Annotated in this window: 27 protein-coding genes and 1 pseudogene; 8 read left to right on the top strand and 20 right to left on the bottom strand. The window is 45.2% G+C overall.

What is annotated here, in order from left to right; translation table 11 throughout:
- Positions 1-20 precede the first annotated feature (20 nt).
- Complete coding sequence (locus tag E8L90_RS25195) at positions 21-347, bottom strand: hypothetical protein (protein ID WP_162309121.1); 327 nt, start codon at positions 345-347, stop codon at positions 21-23.
- 427 nt (positions 348-774) lie between these two features.
- Between E8L90_RS25195 and E8L90_RS25190 the strand changes: the two genes are divergently transcribed.
- Complete coding sequence (locus tag E8L90_RS25190; protein WP_137031836.1) at positions 775-1,242, top strand: hypothetical protein; 468 nt, start codon at positions 775-777, stop codon at positions 1,240-1,242.
- A 102-nt stretch (positions 1,243-1,344) separates the two neighbouring features.
- Here the strand turns inward: E8L90_RS25190 and E8L90_RS25185 are convergent, their stop codons facing one another.
- From E8L90_RS25185 to E8L90_RS30980, 5 genes and pseudogenes are all read right to left on the bottom strand, one after another.
- Entirely contained in the window at positions 1,345-1,782 is a 438-nt protein-coding gene (locus tag E8L90_RS25185) for a hypothetical protein (protein ID WP_137031835.1), read from the bottom strand.
- A gap of 124 nt (positions 1,783-1,906) precedes the next feature.
- Positions 1,907-2,053 carry a helix-turn-helix domain-containing protein gene (locus E8L90_RS25180; RefSeq protein ID WP_244297549.1) on the bottom strand — a complete coding sequence of 49 codons (147 nt, stop codon included), beginning with the start codon at positions 2,051-2,053 and terminating at the stop codon, positions 1,907-1,909.
- Positions 2,054-2,066: 13 nt separating this feature from the next.
- Positions 2,067-2,693 (bottom strand): sigma-70 family RNA polymerase sigma factor, encoded by a 627-nt coding sequence (locus E8L90_RS25175; protein ID WP_137031833.1) that lies wholly within the window; start codon positions 2,691-2,693, stop codon positions 2,067-2,069.
- Between the two features lie 294 nt (positions 2,694-2,987).
- Positions 2,988-4,187, bottom strand: a complete 1,200-nt coding sequence (locus E8L90_RS25170) for an amino acid permease (RefSeq protein ID WP_137031832.1) — start codon at positions 4,185-4,187, stop codon at positions 2,988-2,990.
- A gap of 72 nt (positions 4,188-4,259) precedes the next feature.
- A pseudogene (locus E8L90_RS30980) lies at positions 4,260-4,545 on the bottom strand (N(G),N(G)-dimethylarginine dimethylaminohydrolase); the annotation flags it as partial.
- Between the two features lie 184 nt (positions 4,546-4,729).
- Between E8L90_RS30980 and E8L90_RS25160 the strand changes: the two are divergent.
- The 5 genes from E8L90_RS25160 to E8L90_RS25140 all read left to right on the top strand — a co-directional run bounded on the left by E8L90_RS25160 (position 4,730) and on the right by E8L90_RS25140 (position 10,329).
- Positions 4,730-5,470: an IclR family transcriptional regulator gene (locus E8L90_RS25160; RefSeq protein WP_137031831.1), complete on the top strand. Its 741-nt coding sequence runs from the start codon at positions 4,730-4,732 to the stop codon at positions 5,468-5,470.
- A gap of 58 nt (positions 5,471-5,528) precedes the next feature.
- A complete protein-coding gene (locus tag E8L90_RS25155; protein WP_137031830.1) occupies positions 5,529-7,166 on the top strand; it encodes a M20/M25/M40 family metallo-hydrolase in 1,638 nt (545 codons plus the stop codon).
- 94 nt (positions 7,167-7,260) lie between these two features.
- Positions 7,261-7,644, top strand: coding sequence for an OsmC family protein (locus tag E8L90_RS25150; protein WP_137031829.1), 384 nt, complete (start codon positions 7,261-7,263; stop codon positions 7,642-7,644).
- A 62-nt stretch (positions 7,645-7,706) separates the two neighbouring features.
- Positions 7,707-9,287 carry a helix-turn-helix domain-containing protein gene (locus E8L90_RS25145; protein WP_244297380.1) on the top strand — a complete coding sequence of 527 codons (1,581 nt, stop codon included), beginning with the start codon at positions 7,707-7,709 and terminating at the stop codon, positions 9,285-9,287.
- A gap of 67 nt (positions 9,288-9,354) precedes the next feature.
- Positions 9,355-10,329, top strand: a complete 975-nt coding sequence (locus E8L90_RS25140) for an ABC transporter substrate-binding protein (RefSeq protein ID WP_137031827.1) — start codon at positions 9,355-9,357, stop codon at positions 10,327-10,329.
- 409 nt (positions 10,330-10,738) lie between these two features.
- Here the strand turns inward: E8L90_RS25140 and E8L90_RS25130 are convergent, their stop codons facing one another.
- Positions 10,739-12,088 carry a uracil-xanthine permease family protein gene (locus tag E8L90_RS25130; protein ID WP_137031826.1) on the bottom strand — a complete coding sequence of 450 codons (1,350 nt, stop codon included), beginning with the start codon at positions 12,086-12,088 and terminating at the stop codon, positions 10,739-10,741.
- A gap of 206 nt (positions 12,089-12,294) precedes the next feature.
- Here E8L90_RS25130 and E8L90_RS25125 point away from each other — a divergent pair, with 206 nt between their 5' ends.
- Positions 12,295-13,275: an aromatic ring-hydroxylating oxygenase subunit alpha gene (locus E8L90_RS25125; RefSeq protein WP_137031825.1), complete on the top strand. Its 981-nt coding sequence runs from the start codon at positions 12,295-12,297 to the stop codon at positions 13,273-13,275.
- An 81-nt stretch (positions 13,276-13,356) separates the two neighbouring features.
- On the opposite strand, the gene cls is transcribed toward E8L90_RS25125, so the two are convergent.
- A complete protein-coding gene (cls, locus tag E8L90_RS25120; RefSeq protein ID WP_137031824.1) occupies positions 13,357-14,805 on the bottom strand; it encodes a cardiolipin synthase in 1,449 nt (482 codons plus the stop codon).
- 82 nt (positions 14,806-14,887) lie between these two features.
- Positions 14,888-15,832 (bottom strand): aminopeptidase, encoded by a 945-nt coding sequence (locus E8L90_RS25115; protein ID WP_137033600.1) that lies wholly within the window; start codon positions 15,830-15,832, stop codon positions 14,888-14,890.
- A gap of 292 nt (positions 15,833-16,124) precedes the next feature.
- Here E8L90_RS25115 and E8L90_RS25110 point away from each other — a divergent pair, with 292 nt between their 5' ends.
- Positions 16,125-17,408 carry a haloacid dehalogenase-like hydrolase gene (locus E8L90_RS25110; protein ID WP_137031823.1) on the top strand — a complete coding sequence of 428 codons (1,284 nt, stop codon included), beginning with the start codon at positions 16,125-16,127 and terminating at the stop codon, positions 17,406-17,408.
- Between the two features lie 38 nt (positions 17,409-17,446).
- On the opposite strand, the gene E8L90_RS25105 is transcribed toward E8L90_RS25110, so the two are convergent.
- The 11 genes from E8L90_RS25105 to E8L90_RS25055 form a co-directional block, all read right to left on the bottom strand.
- On the bottom strand, positions 17,447-18,910 hold the full coding sequence (locus tag E8L90_RS25105; protein ID WP_137031822.1) for a DUF4179 domain-containing protein: 1,464 nt from the start codon (positions 18,908-18,910) through the stop codon (positions 17,447-17,449).
- On the bottom strand, positions 18,903-19,475 hold the full coding sequence (locus tag E8L90_RS25100; RefSeq protein WP_137031821.1) for an RNA polymerase sigma factor: 573 nt from the start codon (positions 19,473-19,475) through the stop codon (positions 18,903-18,905). The genes E8L90_RS25105 and E8L90_RS25100 overlap by 8 nt, the downstream gene beginning before the upstream one ends.
- Before the next feature lie 300 nt (positions 19,476-19,775).
- Positions 19,776-20,240 (bottom strand): hypothetical protein, encoded by a 465-nt coding sequence (locus tag E8L90_RS25095; protein WP_137031820.1) that lies wholly within the window; start codon positions 20,238-20,240, stop codon positions 19,776-19,778.
- 411 nt (positions 20,241-20,651) lie between these two features.
- Positions 20,652-21,104: a hypothetical protein gene (locus tag E8L90_RS25090; protein ID WP_137031819.1), complete on the bottom strand. Its 453-nt coding sequence runs from the start codon at positions 21,102-21,104 to the stop codon at positions 20,652-20,654.
- A gap of 87 nt (positions 21,105-21,191) precedes the next feature.
- Complete coding sequence (locus E8L90_RS25085) at positions 21,192-21,734, bottom strand: DUF4309 domain-containing protein (protein WP_137033598.1); 543 nt, start codon at positions 21,732-21,734, stop codon at positions 21,192-21,194.
- 305 nt (positions 21,735-22,039) lie between these two features.
- Positions 22,040-22,348 (bottom strand): aspartyl-phosphate phosphatase Spo0E family protein, encoded by a 309-nt coding sequence (locus tag E8L90_RS25080; RefSeq protein WP_137031818.1) that lies wholly within the window; start codon positions 22,346-22,348, stop codon positions 22,040-22,042.
- 360 nt (positions 22,349-22,708) lie between these two features.
- A complete protein-coding gene (locus E8L90_RS25070; RefSeq protein WP_137031817.1) occupies positions 22,709-23,164 on the bottom strand; it encodes a hypothetical protein in 456 nt (151 codons plus the stop codon).
- A 198-nt stretch (positions 23,165-23,362) separates the two neighbouring features.
- Positions 23,363-23,503, bottom strand: a complete 141-nt coding sequence (locus tag E8L90_RS31265) for a hypothetical protein (RefSeq protein WP_341870820.1) — start codon at positions 23,501-23,503, stop codon at positions 23,363-23,365.
- A 69-nt stretch (positions 23,504-23,572) separates the two neighbouring features.
- On the bottom strand, positions 23,573-23,884 hold the full coding sequence (locus E8L90_RS31260) for a hypothetical protein (protein ID WP_341870819.1): 312 nt from the start codon (positions 23,882-23,884) through the stop codon (positions 23,573-23,575).
- A gap of 22 nt (positions 23,885-23,906) precedes the next feature.
- A complete protein-coding gene (locus E8L90_RS25060; protein ID WP_137031816.1) occupies positions 23,907-24,728 on the bottom strand; it encodes a hypothetical protein in 822 nt (273 codons plus the stop codon).
- Positions 24,704-25,165 carry a hypothetical protein gene (locus tag E8L90_RS25055; protein ID WP_137031815.1) on the bottom strand — a complete coding sequence of 154 codons (462 nt, stop codon included), beginning with the start codon at positions 25,163-25,165 and terminating at the stop codon, positions 24,704-24,706. The genes E8L90_RS25060 and E8L90_RS25055 overlap by 25 nt, the downstream gene beginning before the upstream one ends.
- Positions 25,166-25,188 lie beyond the last annotated feature (23 nt).

The following is a 25,188-nucleotide window of genomic DNA, read 5'->3' as shown; positions in this document are numbered from 1 at the left end:
CCGAACACCCCCTTTTTAAATTACATCTCTACCCAGCCGCCCTTACCGTACACGCGAGTAACTAATCCCTTACCAGTAATGAGGCGAATGTCGTCATAGTCCATAAACGGAAATTCGATCTCAATCTTTGTGTATTTCGGATTATCTCTCATGAAACGACGAGTTTTATGCAAGTCTTTAACTGCAATCTCGATATTTTTTTCAAGATCTCCCCGCAAATTTATTGATAAAGATGTAACCAAACTAATAATCCCTACCGCGATGGCGGCTGGTCTTGAAAGATTAAACACGGTGCCAGCTAAAGCAGTTCCAAGAGAAATATTACTTTCCAGTTTATTATCATCCATCTGGATTACACCATATTCCAGAACAGCCTCCATGGTTTCAGCCAAATCATCAAGATGTATTAAATGTGTTAGTTGCTTATTTAGGTGGCTTTGAGAATTTACCTGAGTCGACTTTTGGGGAGCGTATTAAAAAGGCTCGTCTGTTTCATGGGTACACTAAAAAAGAATTTACAAAGCAATTAGGAGTGTCTAATAAAAAATTCGGCCCTTTTCTCAATTTTAAAAGAGCTTTTCTATTTAATTAACCGAAAACCTATCTCCTTAAAGCAGGACTTGTACTTTTGTTGTTTTTAGGAAGAAAATGGTATTTGAAAAATTACTGTAAAATGATACCATTAAGTGATGTTTCAATTAATGCATTAATTCCCCATTGAAGCTATGCATTTCCTTCTTATTTGGGAATGCGCTCATAAAGGAGATGTGAAACGTGAAAATAGTTAGAATCCTTATTTTCTCTCTCATCGGAATTTTTGCACTCAGTAACCTCATTTATTTTCCTGGATTTAAAGTTTGGACATTTAGTGAACTTAATCTGATTAATACCGAGAAAGTAACCTCACTTACGATTAATAGAATAGAAGAAAAAGTAGACGTAGAAATAACCGATAAAAAAGAAATTCAAAAGGTACTCAACGATTTTTCCAAAATGGAACTTCGCAAAATTAAAAGAGAGTCTGATGCAAATGACTCTGATACGAAAGGTGTAAAAGAAAATAATTATTCTTATAACATTTATGTTTATGAAAATAACCAGGATGTAGGGAAAATTTATCTCTCTGGTACTAGTTACATGGTGTTTTATGGTAAATTTTCAGATAAATTCCCTATTTATAAAATTGAAAATAATCCAGACTTAGAAATCCACGAAGTGTTCAATTCAGCAAAAAACAAATAGTTTGCCAACATACCACTTATTACTTGCTGCAAAATGTAGATCGCGTACAAAGAACAATAGGAGATATTCGGTTAAATAGCCGAATATCTCCTATTGTATTAATTACGGTGTTTCCCAACGACCATTGTCATTCTTTAGACGAAGAATATTTCCCCTACCTGTGATCAGTCGAATGTCCTCATAGTCCATAAATGGGAATTCCAACTTAACCTTTGTGTATCCATTTCGTTTCATGAAATGACGAGTATCATCCATATCGTCAATCGCAATCCGAATATTCTTTTCCAGGTCATCCTTCATACTAATTGATAAGGAATTAACCAAACCAATAACACCTACCACGATGCCTGCAACTCGGGACATACTGAATACAATCCCCGCCAAAGAAGCACTAATAGACAGGTATGTCTCCAATTTGTTATCATCCATTTGAATAACGCCATATTTGAGAATTTTCTGCATAGCTCTGGCAAGCTCATCAAGCTCGTCTTGGTCAACAGTAATCGTATCAACGTATTGTTTCAATTTTGTACGTGCCATATTTTATCTTCCTCCAAATTTTTATTCCAAGCTTGTTTCCCGCGCGGTTATTCACTTGGTATTAATTAAAGTGAATCGAAGATGGAAAATAACAACCCGAACTCAAAAAAATTTATCTTTCTTATCATGATCCATTTTTTGTGCTATAGATTTTGACGGCTCTAATCATCCGAAATACTATCTCTTGACGTATGTCCTCACGTACACCTATATCCGTGAATTTCAACGACTTGCGAATCTTTGGCTCAAATCTTTCTATGATCTCTACCATTGCACTCTCATCATTATTTTGTGCTCGCTTTACCAGTGTTAACAGACTCATGTACTACACCTCCCTCTAGCTGTTTTCTAAGCTTCAGTAACGCTCGTTTCTTTGATTTAGAAACAGCTTGCTGAATAATACCCAACACGCTCGCAGCTTCCGTTTCTTTGAGATTCCTTAAATATAGAAGTGTAAGCATCTCCTGTTCCTTTTTCGTGAGGGTTTGAACAGCATCCAAAATTCGTTTATCCGCTAAAACATCTTCCCACTCAAAGTTGTCCTCCCGCTCACTTTTGTCAGTGTCGCTAACAAGGCTATCAACCACCCTCTCAATTTCGTCTGTAGGCTGGCATGCGTTGCCTATCTTTTGATTACGTACAGCCAACTCGATAGCTGTAAAACGGATGAGCGAGGAAATAAACTTAGTAAATCGGACTTCACCGTAGAATTCCTGAAATCTACTATCCAATTCATCGTTCCTCTGCGTATCGTCTGGCGAATTAAACACTCGTTGATATAGTTGTTGATTGTCTTCTTGCGCTAGAAATGCATCCAGCAGCCTCTGATTAGCTACGTCTGTAAATTTGATATCTAACTCTCTCCTCACCATTAGTATTTTCAGGCAAAAAAATAGACGTGCCGTTTTCACACAGCACGTCCCGAACCACTCTATCCATTTTACCAAACAGCCCTCTTTTCCCGCTTAATATCCCTGTAGTGTAAACTTTTGTAAATATGTGTAATTTCGAATACTCATGCTTTACAATCGAAATCTAATTGGAATATGTTTACAAATATTTTACTAATAGAGTTTCCAAGGGACCGTGTAGAGTTAAGTTATGAAAGTCTTTGCAGCATAAGATACCTGCCAGTTCACATACGCTAAGAATACAAACAGCCACATCATTCATGGCAGGGGCATTTTTCTATCAAGCAGGACAACTTAGCCTTGCGTGGGGAAATTCGGTTTATGGGCCTTTTTGCGTCCATAGCGCACATAATAGAAGGTATAGAACAGCACGAGCGAACCAATTCCGTAGAAGAGTCCAATTCGCTGTGTCGGGTCAAACGCCGGGAAGATAAGAATGAACGTACAAAGAGCCAGACACAGGAGCGGCATCACCGGGTAAAACGGTGCTACGAACTGTAAATCTTCTATTTTCCCACCCTCACGCAAGTATTGACGGCGGAAATTGAATTGAGAGAGAGCAATCCCCATCCACGTGAAGGTGACCGCAATACCGGATACAGACATGAGCAGCACATATACCGTATCCGCTGCAAAAGGAATCCCCACTGCATCAAATACCGTCACAAACGGGCTTTCCAAGAGACCCAGCTCACTTGAGGGAAAGAGGGCGGACAAGATCGTGACCGATGCCACATAGAACACGAGAATGCGAAACACAACGTTGCGGATCGCCCGCGGAATGGTCTTTTGCGGGTTTTCTGCTTCCCCAACTGCGATTCCGATCAATTCAGAGCCTTGATAAGAGAATACGACGTTCATCATCGTCACAAAGACGATCGCAATGCCAAACGGGAATAGTCCCCCATCTGCCGAGAAGTTGGAGAGAAACGGAGCGGGTCTCCCTTCCATACTGACAATACCGAATATAGCACCTAGTCCGATAATGATAAATATAAGTACAGCCAATACTTTAATTCCGGCAAACCAGTATTCGGTTTCCGCAAACCCTTTTGTCGTCAACGCATTGAAGGTAAAGAGCAAAACGATAAAGAGCGCGCACCAAATCCAGATCGGTGTATCCGGGAACCACCGTTGCATGACCATGCCCGCGGCAGTAAACTCTACCCCGGCCGTTGTAGCTGACCCTAGCCAATACATCCATCCCAGCGTAAACCCGCTCGCCGGACCAATATACTTGCTGGCGTAGGCTTGGAAAGAGCCTGTTACTGGCATTTTTACAGAAAGCTCACCCAGGCACGTCATGACCAGATACAGCAAAATCCCGCCGACGATATAGGCGACAAGCGCTCCGCCAGGTCCAGCCTGATTGATCGTGAAGCCAGCGTTGAGGAAGAGCCCTGTCCCGATGACACCGCCTAACGACAGCATAAACAAGTGGCGACTTTTCATGGAACGTTGTAGCTGTGTGTCTCTTTCATTCCCAGTGTCCATATGATTCCTCTCTTTCACTTGCTTTTTAAGAGGTCTATCAGGGGTCTATAAACGAAGAGAGAACTGCCTGCGCTAGAAACGCAGGGACAGGCAGCTCAATCCTCCGTCTTGTTTCTGGAATTCAGACATATCCAGCTCAATCACATGGTAGCCAGCGTCAGTGATTTGCTTTCGTGCTCTCAAAGCCTTTTGGAATAATGACGTAGTCGTTGATATGGATGCAGTTCGCAGAGTACTCGACTTCTTTTTCCACGATCAGATGCTTGTACTTGCTAAACACTTCAGAATCGATGAACTCCCCAGCCAGAACCAGCAAGTCATTGCCAAGGTAGGCGATACCTGTTTTCAGGTTGTGGAATCACTTCCGCAATACAAAATCAAATCCTTAATGTAAAACAGTTTAAAATTTTTTGTCAATTTATTTTTATCTAGTCTAAATTATATTGATTTGGTTGAAAAATTCTGATAGATTGAGGTCATATTAAGCTGGCGTGACATTCAACGAGCAGTCACTATGCAACAAAGCCAGGAGGTAACCCACGTTGGTACAATCGATTGACCGGGCGATGAGCATCATCTCCGTCCTGGTATCAGATCCAAACAAGCAGCATTGGTCCATCTCGGAAATTGCTGAACAAACGGACCTGCCACTGAGTACGGTACACCGTTTAATCAGCAGCCTCATCAAGCATGGACTCATCCTCCAGGTTCCTGAGAGCAAGCAGTACAAGGTCGGCTATACGTGGATGGAAATCGGGCTGCGCATCCTGGACAAGATGGATATGCGCGCTGTCGCCCGAGCTGTCATGGAGCAATTGGCAGCAAATGTACGAGAAACTGTCTATCTGAACATTCCACAGGGCACTCATGCCATGGTACTCGAACGAGTGGAAGGCCCCACGTCTGTCAGAAGCATGGATAATCTGGGAGAGCGTATTCCGCTACATATCGGTGCGGCAAACAAAACGATTCTCGCCAGCATGAATCCGACCGAAGCAGAGCAAATCGTGACTGGACTAATCCCGGATGCAAAAAAACGTCGCGAGCTGTTAGAACGACTGCCAGAAATCAGACAAAACGGCTATGCAGTCAGCTACGGTGAGAAAACCGAGGGCACCGCATCCATTGCCGCTCCTATCTTCGGTCTCAACCAAAAGGTCGTGGGCGCTTTGAGTATTGGCGTTCCGAGCTATCGGATCAACGAGCAGCTCTTGTCCTCACTCATTGAACAAACCCAACAAAGTGCCAAAGAAATTTCCCACAAGATCGGTGCCTTGCCTTAATTTTTTTGCCCACTAATCGGAAACAGTTTTCACTATACGGAAAACGGAGGCGTTTTTTATGCAGAAATGGCAAACAAAAGAGCAGCTCGTTGATCTCTTGTGCAATTTGGTAAGCATCCCCAGCATTACAGGATCATCTGCCGAGAAGGATTTGCCTTCCTACGTCGTCGATCAGCTGCGTACCCTGCCTTACTATCAAGCCAATCCCGATCATGTGCGTGCGAATCCGACTGGGGATGGGCGCCATTTTGTCACTGCTCTTGTCAAAAAGGAAGGCGTACGGGACACTGTCATTCTTGTTAGCCATTTTGATGTGGTTGATGTCGAGGATTACGGCGCTTGGATGAAGCATGCTTTTGATCCCAAGACCCTCACTCCTCTCTTCCAGCAAAACCAAGCAGATATGCCAGCCGACGTCCAACAGGATATCCGTACTGGAAACTGGCTGTTTGGCCGTGGCACCATGGATATGAAATGCGGACTGACACTGCACATGTCGATGATTGAGCAAGCGATTGCTGGAGAGTTCGACGGCAACATTTTGCTACTGACCGTCCCTGACGAAGAAGTGAATTCTGTCGGGATGCGAGCAGCAGTCCCAGCGCTTTTGAAAATCGCCGAAGAGTTCGACCTGAGCTACACCACCGTGCTCAACTCCGAGCCGATGTTTACCCGCTATCCAGGGGATACGAATACGTACCTGTACACAGGCTCCATCGGAAAAGTGCTACCAGGGTTCCTCTGCTACGGCAAAGAAACACATGTCGGCGAGCCTTTTGCTGGGTTAAACGGCAACTACATGGCCTCTCAAATGACATGTGAGCTGGAGCTGAACACATCCTTTTGCGAGGTCGTTGAGGGGGAAGCCTCTCCTCCGCCAACCAACCTGATTCAAAAGGATCTGAAAAAAGAGTACTCTGTGCAAATTCCGCACCGTGCTGTGACGCTGTTTAACCTTTTTTTGCTGGAGAAGCAGATGGAGGATGTCGTAGAACCGCTGCTGGAATCCGCTAGAAATGTCGCAGAGCGCATGAAGCAAAACTACCTCAAGCACGCGAGCCAGTTTGCTAATTTCGCGCCGTTTAGCCCACGTGATCTGTCCATTTCCGTCATGACTTACGAAGAACTGTATGCCTATGCGAAGAAAACGTACGGGGAAGAAAAACTACGCCAGCTGGAAGCAGATGTGATCGCCAACCGCGGCGACAAGGACGACCGCGATACCACAATCGAGCTGGTGGATCAATTAGCGATTCTGTGCAAAGAACTGTCGCCGATGATGATCTTGTTCTTCGCTCCGCCGTTTTACCCGGCAGTCAGCTCGCGCAAGCATCCTCTGATCCAACAGACGATGGAAGAGATGAAGGCATACGCGAAAGATCAGCACCGGGTCAATTTGGTCAAACAAAACTACTTTGGCGGTATCTCTGACTTGAGCTACGTCGGACTCCAATATCCGGCGGCATCCATGCAGCCATTGGTAGCAAACATGCCTTTGTGGGACAACGGCTACTCCATTCCGCTTCAGGAGCTCGAAGCTTTTGATGTACCTGTCATGAACCTCGGCCCAGTCGGACGTGACGCCCATCAGTGGACAGAACGCCTGGACATCGACTATGCATTTGATACGTTAAAAGACATGCTGCCTCGTTGCATCCAGTCTCTCTTGCAAAATGGGAAAGCATTGGAGGAATAGCAAAAAGGGAAAGGTTCCTGTACCGATAGATTACTGTCGCGCAGGTGCCTTTTTCCTTATAATGAAGAAAAACCATTTCAGGGGAGGGTTATGCATGGAATTTCAAGCGAAAGAAAATGGCTTTGTCACTCAACTGTCCTACGGTGAGCTGCACGTATCAGGTGATGAACAGTATGGCTTTCGCCCCTATCAGCTCTTGGTCTCCTCCATCGCTGTTTGCAGTGGCGGCGTTTTGCGGAAAGTATTGGACAAGATGAGAATGCCATGCACGGACATGAAAGTAACAGCAGATGTTCAGCGAAATGAGGCAGAGGCAAACCGGGTTGAAAAAATTCACCTCCACTTCATCATTACGGGGGAAAATATGAAAGCGGAAAAAGTGCAAAAAGCCATGGAAGCCGCGAGCAAAAACTGCCCGATGGTCCAATCTGTCAAGGGAAGCATCCTCGTAACCGAGTCCTTCGAATTGGTATCATGATAGGAAATACATCGCTAACGCCCACTCCTTTGTTTCTACTTCAAGACATACAGCAGGTCACCTTGTCACCGACAGAAGCATGGACGTTTTTTGGCGAGGCTACCCATGCCGTGCTCATCGTGACAAAAGGATCGGGCGGAATGCTGGACGAGTCGGATCAAGCCACTCTTCAAGCTGGAAGTGTACTCGTCCTTTCACGAGAAGCCGAGAGGCAAGTACGTGCCGATACAGAAGATCCACTCCGTCTTCTCGTATTCTATTTTGACGTCCTGCAACAGCAAGATCCGGTCACCAACGCCTATAGCCCGAGCCGTTCCTGGCACCTTACCCACACCCAATGCTTATTCAGTCAGGTCGATCACTGCACGGAGCTTGCCCTCACGCTGTATGCTCATCGTCAAGCCAATGATCCGTTGGTAGCTTTTCAAAATCAAATTCGCTTTCAGCAATTGCTGCATCTGATTTGGAGCCATGCGGAACGGCAAGCTACAGTAGAGACGTCAAGCGTTGTCGATCAGACCATTTCCTACATGCATGCGAATTATGCGGAGCCGATCTCCTTGGATGATTTGGCGAATCGAGCTGGCTTTACCCCTCGGTATTACACCGAAGTCTTCAAGAAAAAGGTCGGCAAAAGCCCGATCGAATATTTGACGAGTTGCCGAATGGAGCATGCAAAGACGCTACTTCGCGAATCGAATAAACGATTGCGTGAGGTAGCACGCCTGGTCGGGTATGCCGATGAGTTTTACTTCAGCAGACGCTTTAAGCAGCAGGTAGGCGTGTCACCGACTGTCTTTATCCGCATGAATCAGAAGCAATTGGCACCCGTCACCTTCCACTATGCTGAGTATTTATTGGCACTCGGAATCAGACCGATTGGCGCTCCGGAAGAGCAGGTCACTTATTTACGTGAGCAATTACGGATGAAAGAGGCAGATGAGATTGTCAGCCTGCCCGAGAACACACCAGACTTGATCAAACCATTGCAACCGACGTTTATTTTGACCGAATCGACAGGAGATTACGCTACTTTCTCCAAGATTGCACCTACTCTTGCCTTTCCGTGGATGGAACACGATGTCTTTGGTCATTTGAATATGCTAGCCGATGTGCTTGGCATGAAAGATCGGGCTCACATATGGCTCAAGCAGCATGAACAGAAGGTTTTGAAAGCAAAGCGATGCATCGACGCGCATATTCGAAAGGAAGAAACCTTCTTGATTCTCAATGTGCGTCCACAGAGTCTACTGGCATACGGTGCCAGAAATATCGGACATGTGCTGTACAAATCCTTGAAGTTGACGCCACCCAAAATGATTCAAAAAGAGCTGCAACGCAATCCAAATTTCTGGGCGACCATCATCAACGAAAATCAATTAAGCCAATTTGCATCTGATTGGCTGTTTGTCCATATTTTTGATGATGACCTCTCACGGACACACTTTAAAGAGTTGATGAAACAGGATGTATGGCAACGAATTCCTGCTGTACAAAAAGGACAAGTGGTCATTCTCAACCCGATCTGGTTTTCGTATGATCCCCTCTCCCTCGACATCCAGCTGGAAGAAGCCGTCCAAATACTAACCCATGCAAATACAGCCACATTATCCAAAGAAAAACGGAACATTCTCCATGGATGAAAAGAGTGCGTTCAAGGTAAGATGAACCTTGTTATTGAGAATCATTTTCATTCATGGAGGATATACGATGAAACGATTACGCATACAAGCTTGGCTGCCCGGATTGATGGTTCTTTCTTTGTTCTTGCTCACGGCATGCGGTCAGACAGCCAGCACCAATCCAGCTACGCCTGCACAAGAGAGTAAAAGCAGCGAGACTCGTGTCCTGAAGCACGCAAAAGGCGAATCTACCATTCCTGTGAAACCTCAGCGCGTCGTAGCCCTGCAATATTTGGGTCCCATGCTTGCCCTTGGTGTAAAGCCAATCGGTGCGTTGAAGGGACATATGGAAGGTCCGGACATGGAGCCGCTGGTCAGTGGAATCGAAGTCGTGGGAGACTATGATGCCTATAATCTGGAGAAAATCCTCGAGTTGCAGCCTGACTTGATCCTCACCAGTTCCGAAGACGAGCAACAGGTATATGAAAAGCTGACGAAGATTGCTCCTGTCGTGGCGATCGACTTCGATCAATACGATGTCTACGGGCATGTACAAAAGGTAGCGGAAGCTCTAGGTCGAGAGGAAGAAGGAAAGGCTTGGGAGCAGAGGTACAAAGCAAAGGTTGAGGAAGCACGCAAGCTCGTAAAGGCTAAGGTCGGGAAGGACGAGACCGTTGCAGCATTAAACGTCCGTGCGAAAACGATTAAAATGTACGGTGCTCGCAACATGGGCCATGTGTTGTACAACGACCTTCAGTTGAACCCACCGCCACTCATTAAGGGCGAAATCGAAAAAGACCCGCTGTTCTGGTCAAAAGACGTGTCCATGGAGCTTTTGCCGGAATATGCAGCCGACCATATTTTCCTGATGCTGTTCCCTGGAGAGGATGCCGCTCAGTATTTGAAAGAAATTGAGCAAAGCAGCCTGTGGAGGAACTTACCCGCTGTAAAAAACAACCATGTTTACGTAGTCGATGTGGATAGATGGCTTGGCTACGACCCTGTTCTGATTGAAAAGCAGCTGGATGAAGCTGTGCAGGATTTGACTGGAGCGAAGAAGTAATAAGAAAGACCTATGAAGGGCATTCTGGTTTGAGTCAACATAGTGGAGGAGAAGAAAAAGCACAGTTCTCTTCGACTCTGACACGCCAGCATGGGTGATTGACTGCTCGTCTCCATTTCAAAAAGGGGACCGTCGAGCCAAAGCCACCCTACGGGCGGAAGTTTCTCAAGGAAGAAGTGTTCGACAAGCGGGTCCCCTTTTTGAAGTTCCGACTGGGTGGGCGTTGTCAAGGTCTACGAGCTCTGTGCTTTTTCTTCTCACCAGCTTAATTGGCTCATCGTTATTTTTTAAAACTTAGGAAGATCAAAACCGCTTAACTAAAATATAGGTCCACAAAATTTATACTTTCCGATAGTATGAGAAAAAAACAGGCCCGGCAGCTTAGTGCGCCGGGCCGGGCTGTTTGTCATTAGTTGCTGACAGGCTGTTGCTGTGGAACTTTCGCTCTGTTCTTTTTTCCCTCTGGAATGAGCAGATTCAAAAGCACCGTTGCCAACGCCCCTACTGTAATGCCTGACGATAAAATGTAGTTCACGAAATCTGGTACTCCGGCGAGCGCATCTTTTGGTAGAACCGTTACCGCCATCGTCAGCAGAATCGGCAGACCCATGACCATCATCGTGCGGTCATCAATCGTAATGTTTTGAATGACTTTGATCCCATTCGCCACAATCGCTACACACACGATCCCAAAAATCCCGTTGATAACTGGCTCCGGTATACAGGTAATCGCCGCCGACAGCTTCGGCACCAGCCCAAGGGCAATCAAGATCAATCCTCCAGCCATAATCGCCATCCGGCTTCCTACTCCTGTCACCGCAATCAACCCGGCATTGGAGGAATAGCCAGTCGTAGGTGTACCTCCGAATAATGCCCCGACAAAGCACCCCAAGCCTTCACCGACAGCACCACGATTCAGTCTCTCCTCCGTCAATTCACTGTTCGTTACCGTAGAGACGACGAACCAAGTCCCTGTTGTTTCAATCATGATAATCATATAAACAAAAAGCATCGTCAAAACAGCACTAATATCAAATACAGGAGCACCATACGGAAACAGCTTCGGCATGGACAGCCACGGTGCTTGTCCAACCGGACTAAAATCTACTGTTCCAAAAAAAGCAGCGGTTACCGTTCCGACAAAAATCGCAATCAGGACAGATACAAGTCTAAAAAACGCCCCCGCAACCTTTGCTCTTGTGCCAAGCAGCATACAGATGACCAGCACACCAGCAGAAACGGCGGCAATCAGAATGTTCGTCCAAATATTTCCCGGGGAGTGATAAATGTTTCCCATCCCTGTTGGCATCAAGGCAATGCCCACGATGATGATCACCGTCCCGCCGACGAGCGGTGGAATGAATTTGCGAACCGCTTTGGCAAACCATTTCAACGGATAACCCATCAGGGCCACAAACAACGCCCCTGGAATCATGCTGCCAATCATCGCACCCATCCCCAGCTTACTGCCAATCGCAGCCAGCGCACCGATGGGTACATAGGAAGGACCTTGCACAACAGGTAAACGCAGTCCAAAGCCAGTCTGGATCAACGTCCCGATACCTGTTGCGAGAAAACACATTTGAATAAAGAAAGAAGTGCTTGAAGCGTCCATGGTCAGCAGCCCAGCAATAATGATAGGAGCAATGTACAAGTCCATAGCTAACACATGCTGCAAACCAAGTAAAAACGCCTTTCCCACACTGATTTTGTCATCGACGCCCACAACAAGCTGATTGTTTTCTCGATGTTGTTCCACTTTCAAAAGGCCTCCCTAGTGGTAATTTAGCTAATCACGAACGATATAAGTGGGATTATACCGGATAATGACGTTTCTAGGCAACTATTCACGTAATAAATAGGTAGAAACGCTCTAAAATGTTCGTGTTTTGTGTTGACTTCCCTTCTAATCTCCCGCTACAATGGGTGAATAACCGAAGTATCGCCAAAGGGAGTGTCTCATCAATGATCGTGCAAGATACCGTGCTACGTAATGAGTGGATCGTCGCCTGTCGTTCGGTGGATGTGCAAGACCGCCCGATCCAGGTCACCATTATGGGCGAGCGGGTCGTCCTCTTCCGCAACAAAGAAGGAATCCATGCGTTTAAAGACCTCTGTATCCATAGAGGCGCTGCCCTGTCTCTGGGCTGTGTACGAGAAGGTAAGCTGGTCTGTCCGTATCACGGATGGGAATATGAAGCATCCGGAGCCTGTGTAAAAATCCCTCAGTTGCCTGCCGATCAAGCGATTCCCGGCAAGGCCCGCGCTATTATATACGGCTGTGCAGAGCGCTATGGATTCGTATGGGTGAATCTCGCTAACCAATCTCCTGAGTTTTTTGCCCTGCCGGAATTTGAGGATCAGCATTTTCGAAATGTCATTTGGGGGCCACAGACAGTGATGGCCAAGCCTCCACGCGTCGTAGAGAACTTTTTGGATGTAGGCCATCTGGCTGTCGTTCATGAGGGTTATTTGGGTGTCGAAACGCACATGGAAATCGGGGATTACCGCGTTCACCGCGACGAGAACGGTGTGATTCGCACGGATGAGATCAAGATTTTTCAGCCTGACCCGGACGGTACTGGTCAAGCGAAGCACGTCTATTACACCTACGAAATCCTCCGTCCACTCACGGTAAAATTCACGAAGCGTGATGCAGAAAACGGCAATCTCATGTCCATTTTGCTAACTGTGATGCCGCTGGATGAAGCGCGAAGCGTAGCTTATGGCGTACTTTCTTTTAATTACGAGACGAACCTTTCCGATGAGGAAATCATTCGCTTCCAAAACCTCATCTTTGCACAAGATAAACCGATCGTGGAAAACCAAAAGCCTGAGGACCTGCCACTCGATCTGCAAGTGGAGCTGTCCTTAAAATGCGACCGTGCGAGCATCGCTTACCGTCAATACTTGACAGAGATGGGTGTTACGTTCGGTACAGCATAAAGGGTACACAGAAAGGACCTGACAGCCCGTGTTTGTTCACATAGGCCATCAGGTCCTTTTCCTGCTTTCCAGTCCCGCCTTTTATAACAGCGGAGACAATAGCCGCGTCAACGATTCCAGCAAGCGCAAACGCAGTGGTCGGTTCACATACTCTCCCAACGTCATTTCCCGGCAATCAGCCAGATCGGACACAAACAGTTCCTCCAGCTCCTCTGCCATCTGCGAATCGTACATAAACGCATTCGTCTCGAAATTCAGCTTGAAGCTGCGAATATCGACATTGGCCGTTCCGACAGACGACAACTGGGTATCGACCACGATGGCTTTGGCGTGCATGAAGCCTTTTTCGTAGAGGAAGCAGCGCACACCGCTCTTTAACAAATCGCCGAGATAAGAGTGAGTCGCCCAGAATACCAACAAATGATCTGGCCTTCCCGGGACCATCACCCGCACATCCACCCCGGACATTGCCGCCATTTTTAGTGCGGTCAGCATACTTTCATCGGGAACGAAATACGGAGTCTGCAAGTAAATCTTTTTCCGTGCCTTGTAAATCATCTTCAAAAAAGCATGCTTGATTTGCTCTTTTTCCGAGTTTGGCCCGCTCGATACGATCTGAACGCCAATCGTTCCCTCGGCCTCTTGAATCTCCGGAAAATACGCGAGTGATTCATGCATTCTTTTCGGTGCAGACAAATTCCAGTCCAGGAAAAATCGTGCTTGCAGCATGTACACCGCTCTTCCTTCAATCAGCAAATGGGTGTCACGCCAATACCCCAGCTTCTTATCCTTACCCAAGTATTCATCCCCGATGTTGAAGCCTCCGATATAGCCGATTTTGCCATCAATAATCGTCAGCTTGCGATGATTCCTGAAGTTGACCCGAAAATTAAGGAACGGAATCTTCGCCGGGAAAAAGGAGGCGACTTCCCCCCCTGCTTCGACCAATGGGCGCAGGAACCGGGATGAGACACCAGAGGAACCAACCGCGTCATAGAGCAATCGGACCTCGACGCCCTCCTGTGCCTTCTTCGTCAACAGTTGAATGAGCTGCTTCCCTAACTCATCGTCATTCAAAATATAGTAGAGCAAATGTATATGCTCGCGTGCTTCCTCCATCTGTTTGAACATGAGGTTGAACAGACTATGGCCTTCCTTAAAAACCTGAATGGTATTATCCTGCGTGTAATACGCTCCATCACTTACCACGTTCATGAAAATCATGTCGCGGTGTCTCTCCATCTCAGGGTCGTTCACCTGTAGTTCACCCTGGGCAAGTAACTGCTTTTGTCTGTCTACCGCAGCCCGGAAATGGGAAAATTCCCCTTCCTTGAGCCGATACAGCTTTTTCTTGCTTAGCTTATGTCCAAAAATCAGGTAAATGATAAACCCGATGCCCGGCAAAAACAGCAAAACCATCAACCAGGCCCAGGTTGCCGCAATGTTTCGCCTCTCCATGAAAATAAGAACGGCAGCCAAAATCAGGTTACCTATTGTTATCATCACAATTATCTTTTCGGACAATGCCATCACTCCACATCCACCTCTAGGATTTCTCCCCTATTACAGCATTACCTATCGGGATTCATCCTTCCTATCCATCTAGTTTGTCCTAAGTTGCCAATAGTTTTCCACTCTTCATGATACATTTGTCGTCCAAATACACATCCGGCTCTTTGACAACCAGATCGATATGTACCCCCGCGACAATCGTCCCACCAAACGTGTTGTTGCTACCAAAGGCTACGTGAATCGTTCCGTACACCTTCTCGTCCTCCAGCACAACTCCCGTGATACGCGCCTTATCATTCGTACCGATTCCGAATTCACCCAGCATGCGCCCGTCTTGGTCCCCAAGCATTTGCAGAAGGCGTTCAGCCGCCGTTCCTTCTGCCTCTGTGATCCGACCCTTTTGGACCGTCAGCAGCAAGGGCGAATCAATTTTCCCGATACCAGCGATAGAACCATCGACCAGGATTTGTCCCTCCGCCGTCCCTTCCAATGGGGCGATATAAGCTTCCCCGGAAGGCAAGTTGCCCGATTCACCAGGATTGACGTACATGCCAGTACTCGGCACTCCATTGCGATCTGCGATAGAAAACGTCAGTGACTTGCCCGCTTTTTCGATTCGCACGGTACTTGCCCGCGTCAGCATCTCGGTCACGCGCTCGGTGAGTGCCTTTACTTGTGTATAGTCAGCGGAAATCGCCCCCGCAAGGAACATGTCTTCCGTAATTGCTGGCATGGTAGCCAGTCTCGTACCATTTGCTGCTGCTTCTTTTCGGGCTTTTGTATGCGTCAAAGAGTGCTGGGTCACACATACCACCACGTCTGCGCTCTTCATCGCCGCTGCAACAGCCGCAGGAGGCTCTTGACCGGACTTTTCCCGCTCCTTCATCACCATCAGCATCGCTTCTGCCCCGATCTGTTTACCCGCTTCCCAGAGCGCCTCACCGATGTCCCGCTTCCGCTCGTCGGCCACCACCAAAAATGTCTCATTTGCTTGCAATGCCAAGCAATTCATCAAAATGCCTTTGCTGGATTCTATCAATGTCATCGCCGCATCATCCTTTTCATCTATCATATGGTTAAGATTATATCCACTTTTTTCTTGCAAACTCTTCTGTCTTCGCTAGATTAGATCGTTAGTCCTGCCCTTATCATTTTTATCGGAATCTTCTTGCTTTTGCTGTTAAATTTAGTATGATTAGAATACAAATGAAAACGCTTAAGACAATGAGGTCTTCTACCCGCGCTTTATCAATAGGCGTGGGGAAGACCTTTTTCTTTTGAAAAAATGATAACGTTTTCATTTGAGGGATCGAGAAAAAGAAGAAGGGGATGACAACATGTCACACAGAAAAGCACAACCCAAAACATGGTGGCTGACCATGCTGATGATCGTCGCTCTGCTCGCGATGCAGATGCCAGCTTTGGCCAAGGACACCAACGTACAGATGCTCGACAAGGGGAAATGGGCACCTGCGACTTATCAAGCCGTCCATGAAATGATTGAGAAACACGGCATCAAGAGTGCCTCCTACAATGCCAAAAAGAAGCCGTATGCCGTTTTTGACTGGGACAATACGAGCATCATGCATGACACAGAGGAAGCGTTGCTTGTTTATCAGATCAACCATTTGGCTTACAAGCTCACACCAGAAGAATTCGGGAAGGTCATCCGTACGAATGTACCAGAAGGACCGTTTTCCGATTCGTATAAAAATGTCGATGGCAAGCCTGTCACGCTCGATGCCATCGCGACTGATCTCGTAGCAGACTACAAGTACTTATATCAAAATTATCAAGGTCTTAAAGGAACGAAGTCGCTGGAAGAAGTGACAGCAACAGAGCAATTCGCAGATTTCAAAGCCAAGCTGTTTTTCTTGTACGAAGCGATCAACGATACGCACAGCACCTCAATTGGCTATCCGTGGATCCTCTACCTCTTCACGAACATGACAGTGGAAGAAGTGCAACAGTTGGCGGAAGCATCCAATGATCACAGCCTGGGCATGGCGATTGAAAAAGTAACCTGGACGAGCTCGAAATCGTTGGCAGGCAAAGCAGGCGTAGTGAAAGCCTCCCATACAACGGGCTTGCGCCTCACTTCCGAAGTAGCAAACCTGATGAACACACTGCGTGCCAATGGCATCGACGTGTATGTCGTGAGTGCCTCCTTGGAGGATGTTGTTCGTGTTTTCGCTACCCTACCGAAATATGGCTACAATCTCCCAGCGGAGAACATCATCGGCATGCGTCTGAAAACAGAAAACGGACGGATTACGAATGTTTACCAGCCTGACTACCCGATCACGGTAGCCCACGGCAAGACGGAAGTGATCCAGAATGTATTGGTGAAAAAGTACGGTCACGGCCCTATCTTCATCGCGGGCGATAGCAACGGTGATTTCGAGATGATGACAGAGCTGGACAGCGTAAAACTCGCGCTCGTCGTGAACCGCGTCAAGGGCGGCAAAATTGGTCAGCAAATTACCAAAGGTGCCGAACAGATGGGTAAGGCCAACCCAACGGTAGTCCTGCAAGGACGTGACGAGAACACAGGCATGTGGATTCCGAGCGAAGCGACGATCCGACTTGGGCAGACAGAGCCGCAGTTGGTCGCGAAATAAACAGGAAAAACCGCCCCGTACAAAGGGCGGTTTTATCTTTATGGATGGGTAACTGGAATTCGCCACTCTAGCGGATATTTTTTCTGAACAGCATCCAGTCGTAGCGTTATCTTCTCCGGGAGCTTGGTTATTTCCCCTCCTTCCCAATGACCGCTGTCCTCCAGCCGAATTTTGTACGTTGCTCGCTCGCGTCCTGACTGATCAACGGGTCCCTTGGATTGATGACCCTTTTTAGCCCGGTAGGTTGTCCCCTGCCCATCTTGAAGTACCCACCAAGGCAAATAAATTCTCGTAATATCTTTGGAGAGTACATCGATCTCCATTTCCATTTGCTGTTTTCCCGAATCATCATCTTTTGCCAGCTTGATGCTTTTCAACGTAAAGATATCTTCTCCCACTTGTTGGATCACTGGCTTCTTGTTCAATTCATCCGGATGGAAGGTGACACTCATATCGTACGGGATCGCCTTATGGAGGCTATTTATGACAAGTGTCGCTGCTTTGCCTTTTGGCAACGGATCGTCGTCATTGATCCAACGGAAATGCCCATAGCGATCAATGGGATAAGAATTATATATGATTCTTTCCTTCCCCTTGCTGCCATCTGCTCCCTCGTAGTAATATCCCAGCCTATATTGCTGATACGGAAGAAATGGAGCATAATCGGGGTTCGTCGTCTTTCCGGTTAGCTTTTTTGCTTCTTGTTCCAATTGTTTTTTGGACGCCTCTGTCCATTGTGTCTCCAGCTCAATTCGGGTGGCCGTTGGCGTGTTGACGATCTGGTGCAGGGTCATCTTCAATCCATGCTTCGTCACTTGCGTTTGATTGACAGGCAGCACAGTCGTTGCAGCCGTTGTTTTTGCCATCGTGATCGGAACTTGCAGCTCCCAGTTTCCTTTTCTATCACCGATTTCATCAAAATGGATCGACAACGTTTTCGGAAGGGGCTCCTGTCCTTTTTTCCCGAGGATAAACCGGATGAATCCGGCATTATCTTCAAAGGTTGTTCCCCACTCGTCAGAAATGACCGCCCCTTTGGCATCCAACAATTCAACGGCATTGGATTCTGCGTTTGTCGCTGACGGATATGTAGGGAGCAACGGCTTGTCATCCGACTGTTTTATCATTAAAGCTACTATTACCTGCGCCGGATCAGCAATGATTTCCTTTACCTCCAAGGTGATCCCCTGATCGGTAACAGAAAGATTCGATGTTTCGGAGAAGCCTTGTCTCGCTGCCTGTTGTACTCCTTCATCGAACCCTTCTTGGGCAAAGATCGATTTGACATAGGCCGCAAATGTTGGGGACACTTGCATGGTTCCGAGCAGCCCGAGTACGACAGCGGAAGCGATGCCGATAGAAGCCCATTTTTTGCTTCGGAAAACTGAGCGTCTTCTCACTTGCACTACGTCATTCTTGTTTGGCATTTGAAAATTCGGCGTCTCGACAGCTCCCGCTACTTTCCTAAGCGTCTCTTGGATTTGCCGCTCCTCGTTAGTCATGAGTCATTGCCCCTTCCCGCAAAAAATCAGATCGTTTGCAATCCTTGTCCAATTGTTGTGCGATCAGCTTCCTGGCCTTGTGCATCCGCGACTTGACCGTACCCTCGAAGGAGCCCGTGATTTTGGCGATCTCCGACACACTGAAGCCCTCGTAATAGTAAAGAATAATGACCGCGCGATGCTCCGCCTTCATGCTGCGAATCGCCTGCCATATTTGCCTCTGCTCCTCTCGCTGGATCACGTTGTCCAGCGGCGTTAGCGCCTCTTCCGGGATCATCTCTTCGTATTCCACAGCAGGCTTTTGCTTGCGAACCAGATTCAGAGCCCGAAACGTAATGATCCGGTATAGCCAATTGCGAAAGGCCACTCCCCTTTTTGGATCGAGTCGGTCTATGTGCTGATACGCTTCGATAAGCCCTTCCTGAACTGCGTCCTGCGCCAGATGCTTGTCATGAATGATCAAATACGCTGTCCGGTATGCCATCGCCAGATAAGGCTTGACCAATTGTTCAAAGGCTTCAGGCTCGCCCTTTTGGCATTTGGCAATCAATTCCCACTCATCCACAGCGTTCCCCCCCCTTTTCGTTTTTGCTCTACTGTATATTCACGGGAACGCGGCGTTTGGTTCACGTTACATAGGCGAAAAAATATGAAGCACAGAAAAACCCGTCCCCTGAACAGAAACGGGTGGAAGAATGTTATTACGAGTGTACTTGATCTTGGCCTCCACATCACCTTTTTCATTGCCACTACCGGGATTAATTTCGCAATTGGAGGTCATATGTGACTATGCTAGAAACAAAAAGACGCGAGAAATCGCGTCCTTAACGTAGGCTTCTTGTTACCTTGTTGGATATGCCCCCTATTAAACCATTGGATACGTGATGAAAACGGTATTGAAATATTGATCCCTTAGAGTATCCTCTTGTATTACTGGGTCCAAATTTTTGAATTTTTCTGTTTCTAAATCTTCTTCATTTAAGATACCAGCTCTCCAAAAACCTAAAACTATCTCAGGAAAAACGTACCTGTCGCCCCACTTTGCACCTTCATCCCGCGTATAATTTGATATTTTATCGATTTTTTCCACTAATTGTGTCGCCTTTGTATGAACCACATCGATACCGTAAACAAAACAACTGAATCCTCCGCTGAAATTGTGTGTATCTATGGGAACTTCGATATAACTCACTTTGTTCTCCTCATATTTTATCAGAAATGTCACATATTTCAGCGGCCATTCTTGCTCAAGAGCCTTTACTTCTTCCCTAGTCATTCCTAACTTTATGGGTCCAATCCCTATTCCCGGCTCTACGATAATGTCCTCCATCGCAATCCCTCCGTCTGTACAAATTTGGTTAAGAAAAAACAATTTACGGATAAATGCTAACAAATCGCTGAGATGCGTTCAACTCAAGCTGTACATCAACGATTAATTACAATTAGAAATGCAATAGGAACTACTAGTAAGATTAAGATGGTCGAGATTAAATCATTTTTTACGGGCTTTTTCTGTTTAGCACTTTCATACGTTTTCATTCCATAAAACAACGCTGGAGAAAGACCAAGTAAAATGGCGAAATTCGCATGTACAGACATTATTAAAACTACTGAAACTAGAATACCAGTAAAAAGAACCAAATATTTATACACCGTATCACCCCATTTTAAACATATGATCAGAAACACACTTACGGGCTTTCCCGATCGATTCGATGCGGCCTGTTAAAAAAAGGCGCGATTATTCGTATTCCCATGACCCGTTGTCATACTTGATTTTGAAAGACAAGGTTTCCCCATCTTGTCTATTGAACGCGAAATAGCCTTCATTTAAATTTTCATCCAAAAGAATAACCGGAAGGGTATCTCCTTTTTTGGTATATTTCTGCATGATCTCGTCCTGAACTTCAATGAATGCATCCTTCACGTCTACAGAACGTTCATCTATTATTTTTTCCATTAGTGGGGCTCTTTTGGTGAAATTGTTATAAATCCACTCCTTCCCATTTCCGTCAGTCAAAGTTTGCATAGGTGCCAATTCATCTGAATTTACTTCGATTCCCAATGAACGAAGCGTTATCAAGTGATTTCCCTTTTCGTATTGCTCAATATCTTCACTTGTACATAGATTGCTGTAAGCGAAAACTGCACCTGCGAGAACAAGACCCAAAATGAATACACTTCTTTTCTTCATACTATCTCACCTCCTACATATCTTCATTCTTGATATTCGTCATTGTAATCGACTGATGCATAAGAAGGGTCATTATCGTAGTCTGGCTTATTTGACTCGAAGGGTAACATACCTTACTGAACTATCTTTTGAATCAAACGTAAATCTTAGTAGGTTCCCATTATTTTCATATTCCAATATAAACGTATCATCACCTGTGTCATCCATAAACTCTCTGGAGGGCTCGCCTACTATTTTTTTGATTTCCTCAGGTTTTCCAGTCATTCCAACAGTCTTTGGTTCGGCATTCATTAGGACGACTTTACTCGTATCCTTTACTTCATCAATTGAATTCGCATAGTCTTCGAATTGTAAATTAAATCCATCATAATATACTGTGAATCCATACTCAGAATTTCTACCCTCGATGGGGGTTCCGACTTTATCCAAAACCTCTTTCTTTGTTGCTCCAATGCCTATTAAGACACCTTCTAATTGTCCATTTTTCACCTTCTCCAAAGTGTCCGATTGAGCAGAAGTAACAGGAATATCTTCAGTTTTTTCAGAAACATTGGAACAGCCAAATAAAGTTATTGAGCTAAGAACAACCACAAGTAAAGCATTACGACATATTTTAATCAAATCAACCACACTCCTCATAAATTGATTGGTCAGTGGTAGGAGTTCATCCGAGATGCTGAAAAAATAGATCATAGGCTAGGGTTTACAAGGTTAAGGAGTGCTGGACACAAAAAATAGCCGGTTAAGCTGCTAGTGTTGACCGGCTATCTGGAGGCAAATTCGATATTATTCTTCCTGGCCTTGGGAGCTAGAACGAAAAGGGCTGATGAAAGAGCCGTAATTCAACCAAATTACTGAATAGTAATAATATACCATTTTTTCATATGTCGGGAATGTATAAATTTGTAGATTCCTCCTGTAACAAAAGCACCTTATTATCTATCTTTTTTCATCATTTTTGATTGAATAACCAGAATGTACTGATCCAACTGCTGGCTTAATTCCACGACTTCAGCATCCAACAAATCACGCTTCTCTAAATACAACTGCACCAGTTGGCCACGCAATTGTTCCACAATATTTTTCAAATGATCAATATCGTGGTAGGTTATTCCTTCTCGATCTAGAGATAGCGTGATACCTTTACTTATAGGAGCTGTAACTGCTCCTCCTGCGGGCGTTCCTTTAACCTGTCGAAGGGGTGGAACGCCCTTTTCAAATGCAATTGCTGCTATAAGTCTCACCCTCTCCTCATTTTTGCATTTATTACATAATTAACCATACATTGTTATGCAGGTTTTGACCGACTGCAAAAGTTGGAATAAAAAAACATCCTGACAGAGGATGTTTCATCAATCTACGGTATATTCACCATGACCTAAACATTGCTATGTATTAAGAGTCCCGTCGTGTTGTTCGACGGAAAACACATTGGGGCGTTCTTCATAGCCACAGACGCGATTTCTCGCGTCTGTGGCTATTCTTCGTAAGCTGGAATCCAGAATTCCTTCCCCTCATGTCCGATGAGCTTTTCCAGCCATTCTGTAAATGTCAGGTCAATGTCAATCGGGTTGTCGGGGTCCATCACCTAGATGACGGATCGTTTATTGAGCCACATACTTTAGGTAAATAGTTTCGGTATGATCTATACCTTCCTCATCAGTCCAATTCATTTTGAAAACAGGATAGTCACCAAAAAACGATTTTACTTCTTCGTCCGTTACTCCATTCTTAAAATCATTTTTCGTGCTATCCGTGTTAGGTACATCTTGAAAGATGATGATATGACCCTCTGTGAAATTGGGGGTTGGAACACTACCTGTTTGTTGACTTGTTTGGGTTAAATCAGAAACAAATTGAAGTTTCCGAATATTGCCTTCACCTAAATACTTAATTTTCCCTACAAAGCGTGCACCATTCTCTTTATCGGGAAGAATTTCAGTAACTCCATTCCAATTGTCAGTAGCTCCTTCGTACTTGTAGGACCATTCCTTTTCGGAACAAGCAACGAGTAAAAGAAGTGGGAGAATCAGAAATACTATTAATATCGTTTTTTTCAAATGGAAACCTCCTATCTCAAAGTAGGATTTAATCCATTGGTTTTCAAGTTTAAAAATATGAACTCAAATGACGCCTATTAAGAGCGTTCACTTTCATGTTGGAATCTTACCAAGCTATGTTTCATTTCTAATCAAGTCTTTATAGTCTTCGTTATTCAAATATTCTCGCGTGCACTTCTATTCTTCGTAAGCTGGAATTCAGAATTCCTTCCCCTCATGTTCGATGAGCTTATCCAACCACTCCGTAAATGTCAGGTCTATATCAATCGGGTTGTCGGGGTCCATCGATTCAATCCATGTAAGATAGCCTTTACCACTATGTCTTCTGTCTTGATCCACGCACACACAGCCTAATGAGTGGCTGCTCCAAGCGATAGGATAGTAAGGATGGTCGATACTATACCCTTTTCAGTAATCAATGACGTTGTGAGGGCTTAATATCGTGCAGCGACTGCTGCCAAATTCTAAGTCTCGAAATAGCGTGGCTCTGCTGTACTGACATAAATAGCTGACGTAATCCTCGGGTAAATCAAACGATTTTAGCATCTCTATCTCGGTGCCAGGATCGTTAGATTTGTAAAAAATGAATTCAAACTCCTCGCCGATAATACGCAAATCCCCGTTTAGTGTTTCTCTAGTTTCCTTGATCTTTTCTAAAATACGGTCAATAGAATTACTCACGCTGTGCTCACACCCTCCAATGAAATTAATGACTGCCACCCATCTCCTTCTTATTTTTATTCTAATTGGGAGAGGAAGCAATGAGGTGTTCAACTTCGTTTCTAAGTTCTGAGATATTCAGCCCTGAATAATTTTCTTGGAGGAAATAAAGATCACCATGCTGTTTGCCATGATCTATGGTTTCTGGAGAAACTTGCGATACCAGAGTGTTTTCGCTATTAATTTTAATCTTTCCTTGAACTACTCCTACTACGTTATAGACATCATCGTCATCTTCTGTTAAGAAAACAAAATATTTATTTCCTTCTTTCATAGGAACACTTCCTTCAATCCCTTGCGTTATTACCCCAAGATCATCATTCCCTGATCGAGATCCTGGCTTTCCTGATGGGATATATTTGGCCACCTCTCTTTCATCGAATTCCCCTCCGGTTTCCAGTACAGATACTGTATCATCTATCTCTACATTACCTTTATAGACTTCCGTTAATCTTAATTCAGAGACGGTATATACACTAAGGTTTTCATACTCAGGGTGACTCTCTTGAGAAATAACCTCAGCTTCTGCAATGATATCTGCATTTTCAGCCAGACCCTCCACGTCAGTGAATGCCTTGCTAAAATATGCTTCACCATAAACGATTCTATAATCTGAATCACTGGAATAAAGAAAACTCTGTTTTTTCAAGTCACCTATATAGTAAACAGTAAGTCCTGCAATTGTTATAAAACCAATAGTAGCTAGTGCTATTTTTTTCGTAGATTTAAAATTTTTTATGCTAATCGTTAGTGCTCCCCTTTCAACCAAATGATAAATCAGTAGTAGAGCTACATGGCTAACTAGAAGCAATTTCGATATTATTTTTCCAACTCGTATTCCCATGACCCATTGTCATACTTGATTTTGAAGGATAAGGCTTCCCCATCTTCTCTGATGAACGCGAAATAGCCTTCTTTTAATGTCTCATCCAACAGGATAGTCGGAATGGAATCGCCAGGTTTAGCGTACTCTTGCATAATTTCGTCCTGAACGCTAATAAACGGACCAGCTACATCCTCTTCATATTTTTCTCTCATTATTTCTATGAGGTTCGTACTTTTTGTAAATTCATTGAATACCCATTTCTTGCCGTTCTCATCAGTTATAGTAGCCATATTTTCCAATTTTTGATCTTCCACTTCGATTCCCATAGCATGAATTGCCTTCATGTGATTACCTTTTATATACGACGCTACATCTTCACTCGCGTATAGACTACTACCTACGAAGACAACGCCGACTAAAAAAAGACCAGAAAGAATTACATTTCTTTTTTTCATACTTTTACCTCCACGTGTCTTTA

The organism is Brevibacillus antibioticus, from assembly GCF_005217615.1.
Taxonomy (GTDB): Bacteria; Bacillota; Bacilli; order Brevibacillales; family Brevibacillaceae; genus Brevibacillus; species Brevibacillus antibioticus.
This window is presented reverse-complemented; position numbering and strand designations above follow the sequence as displayed.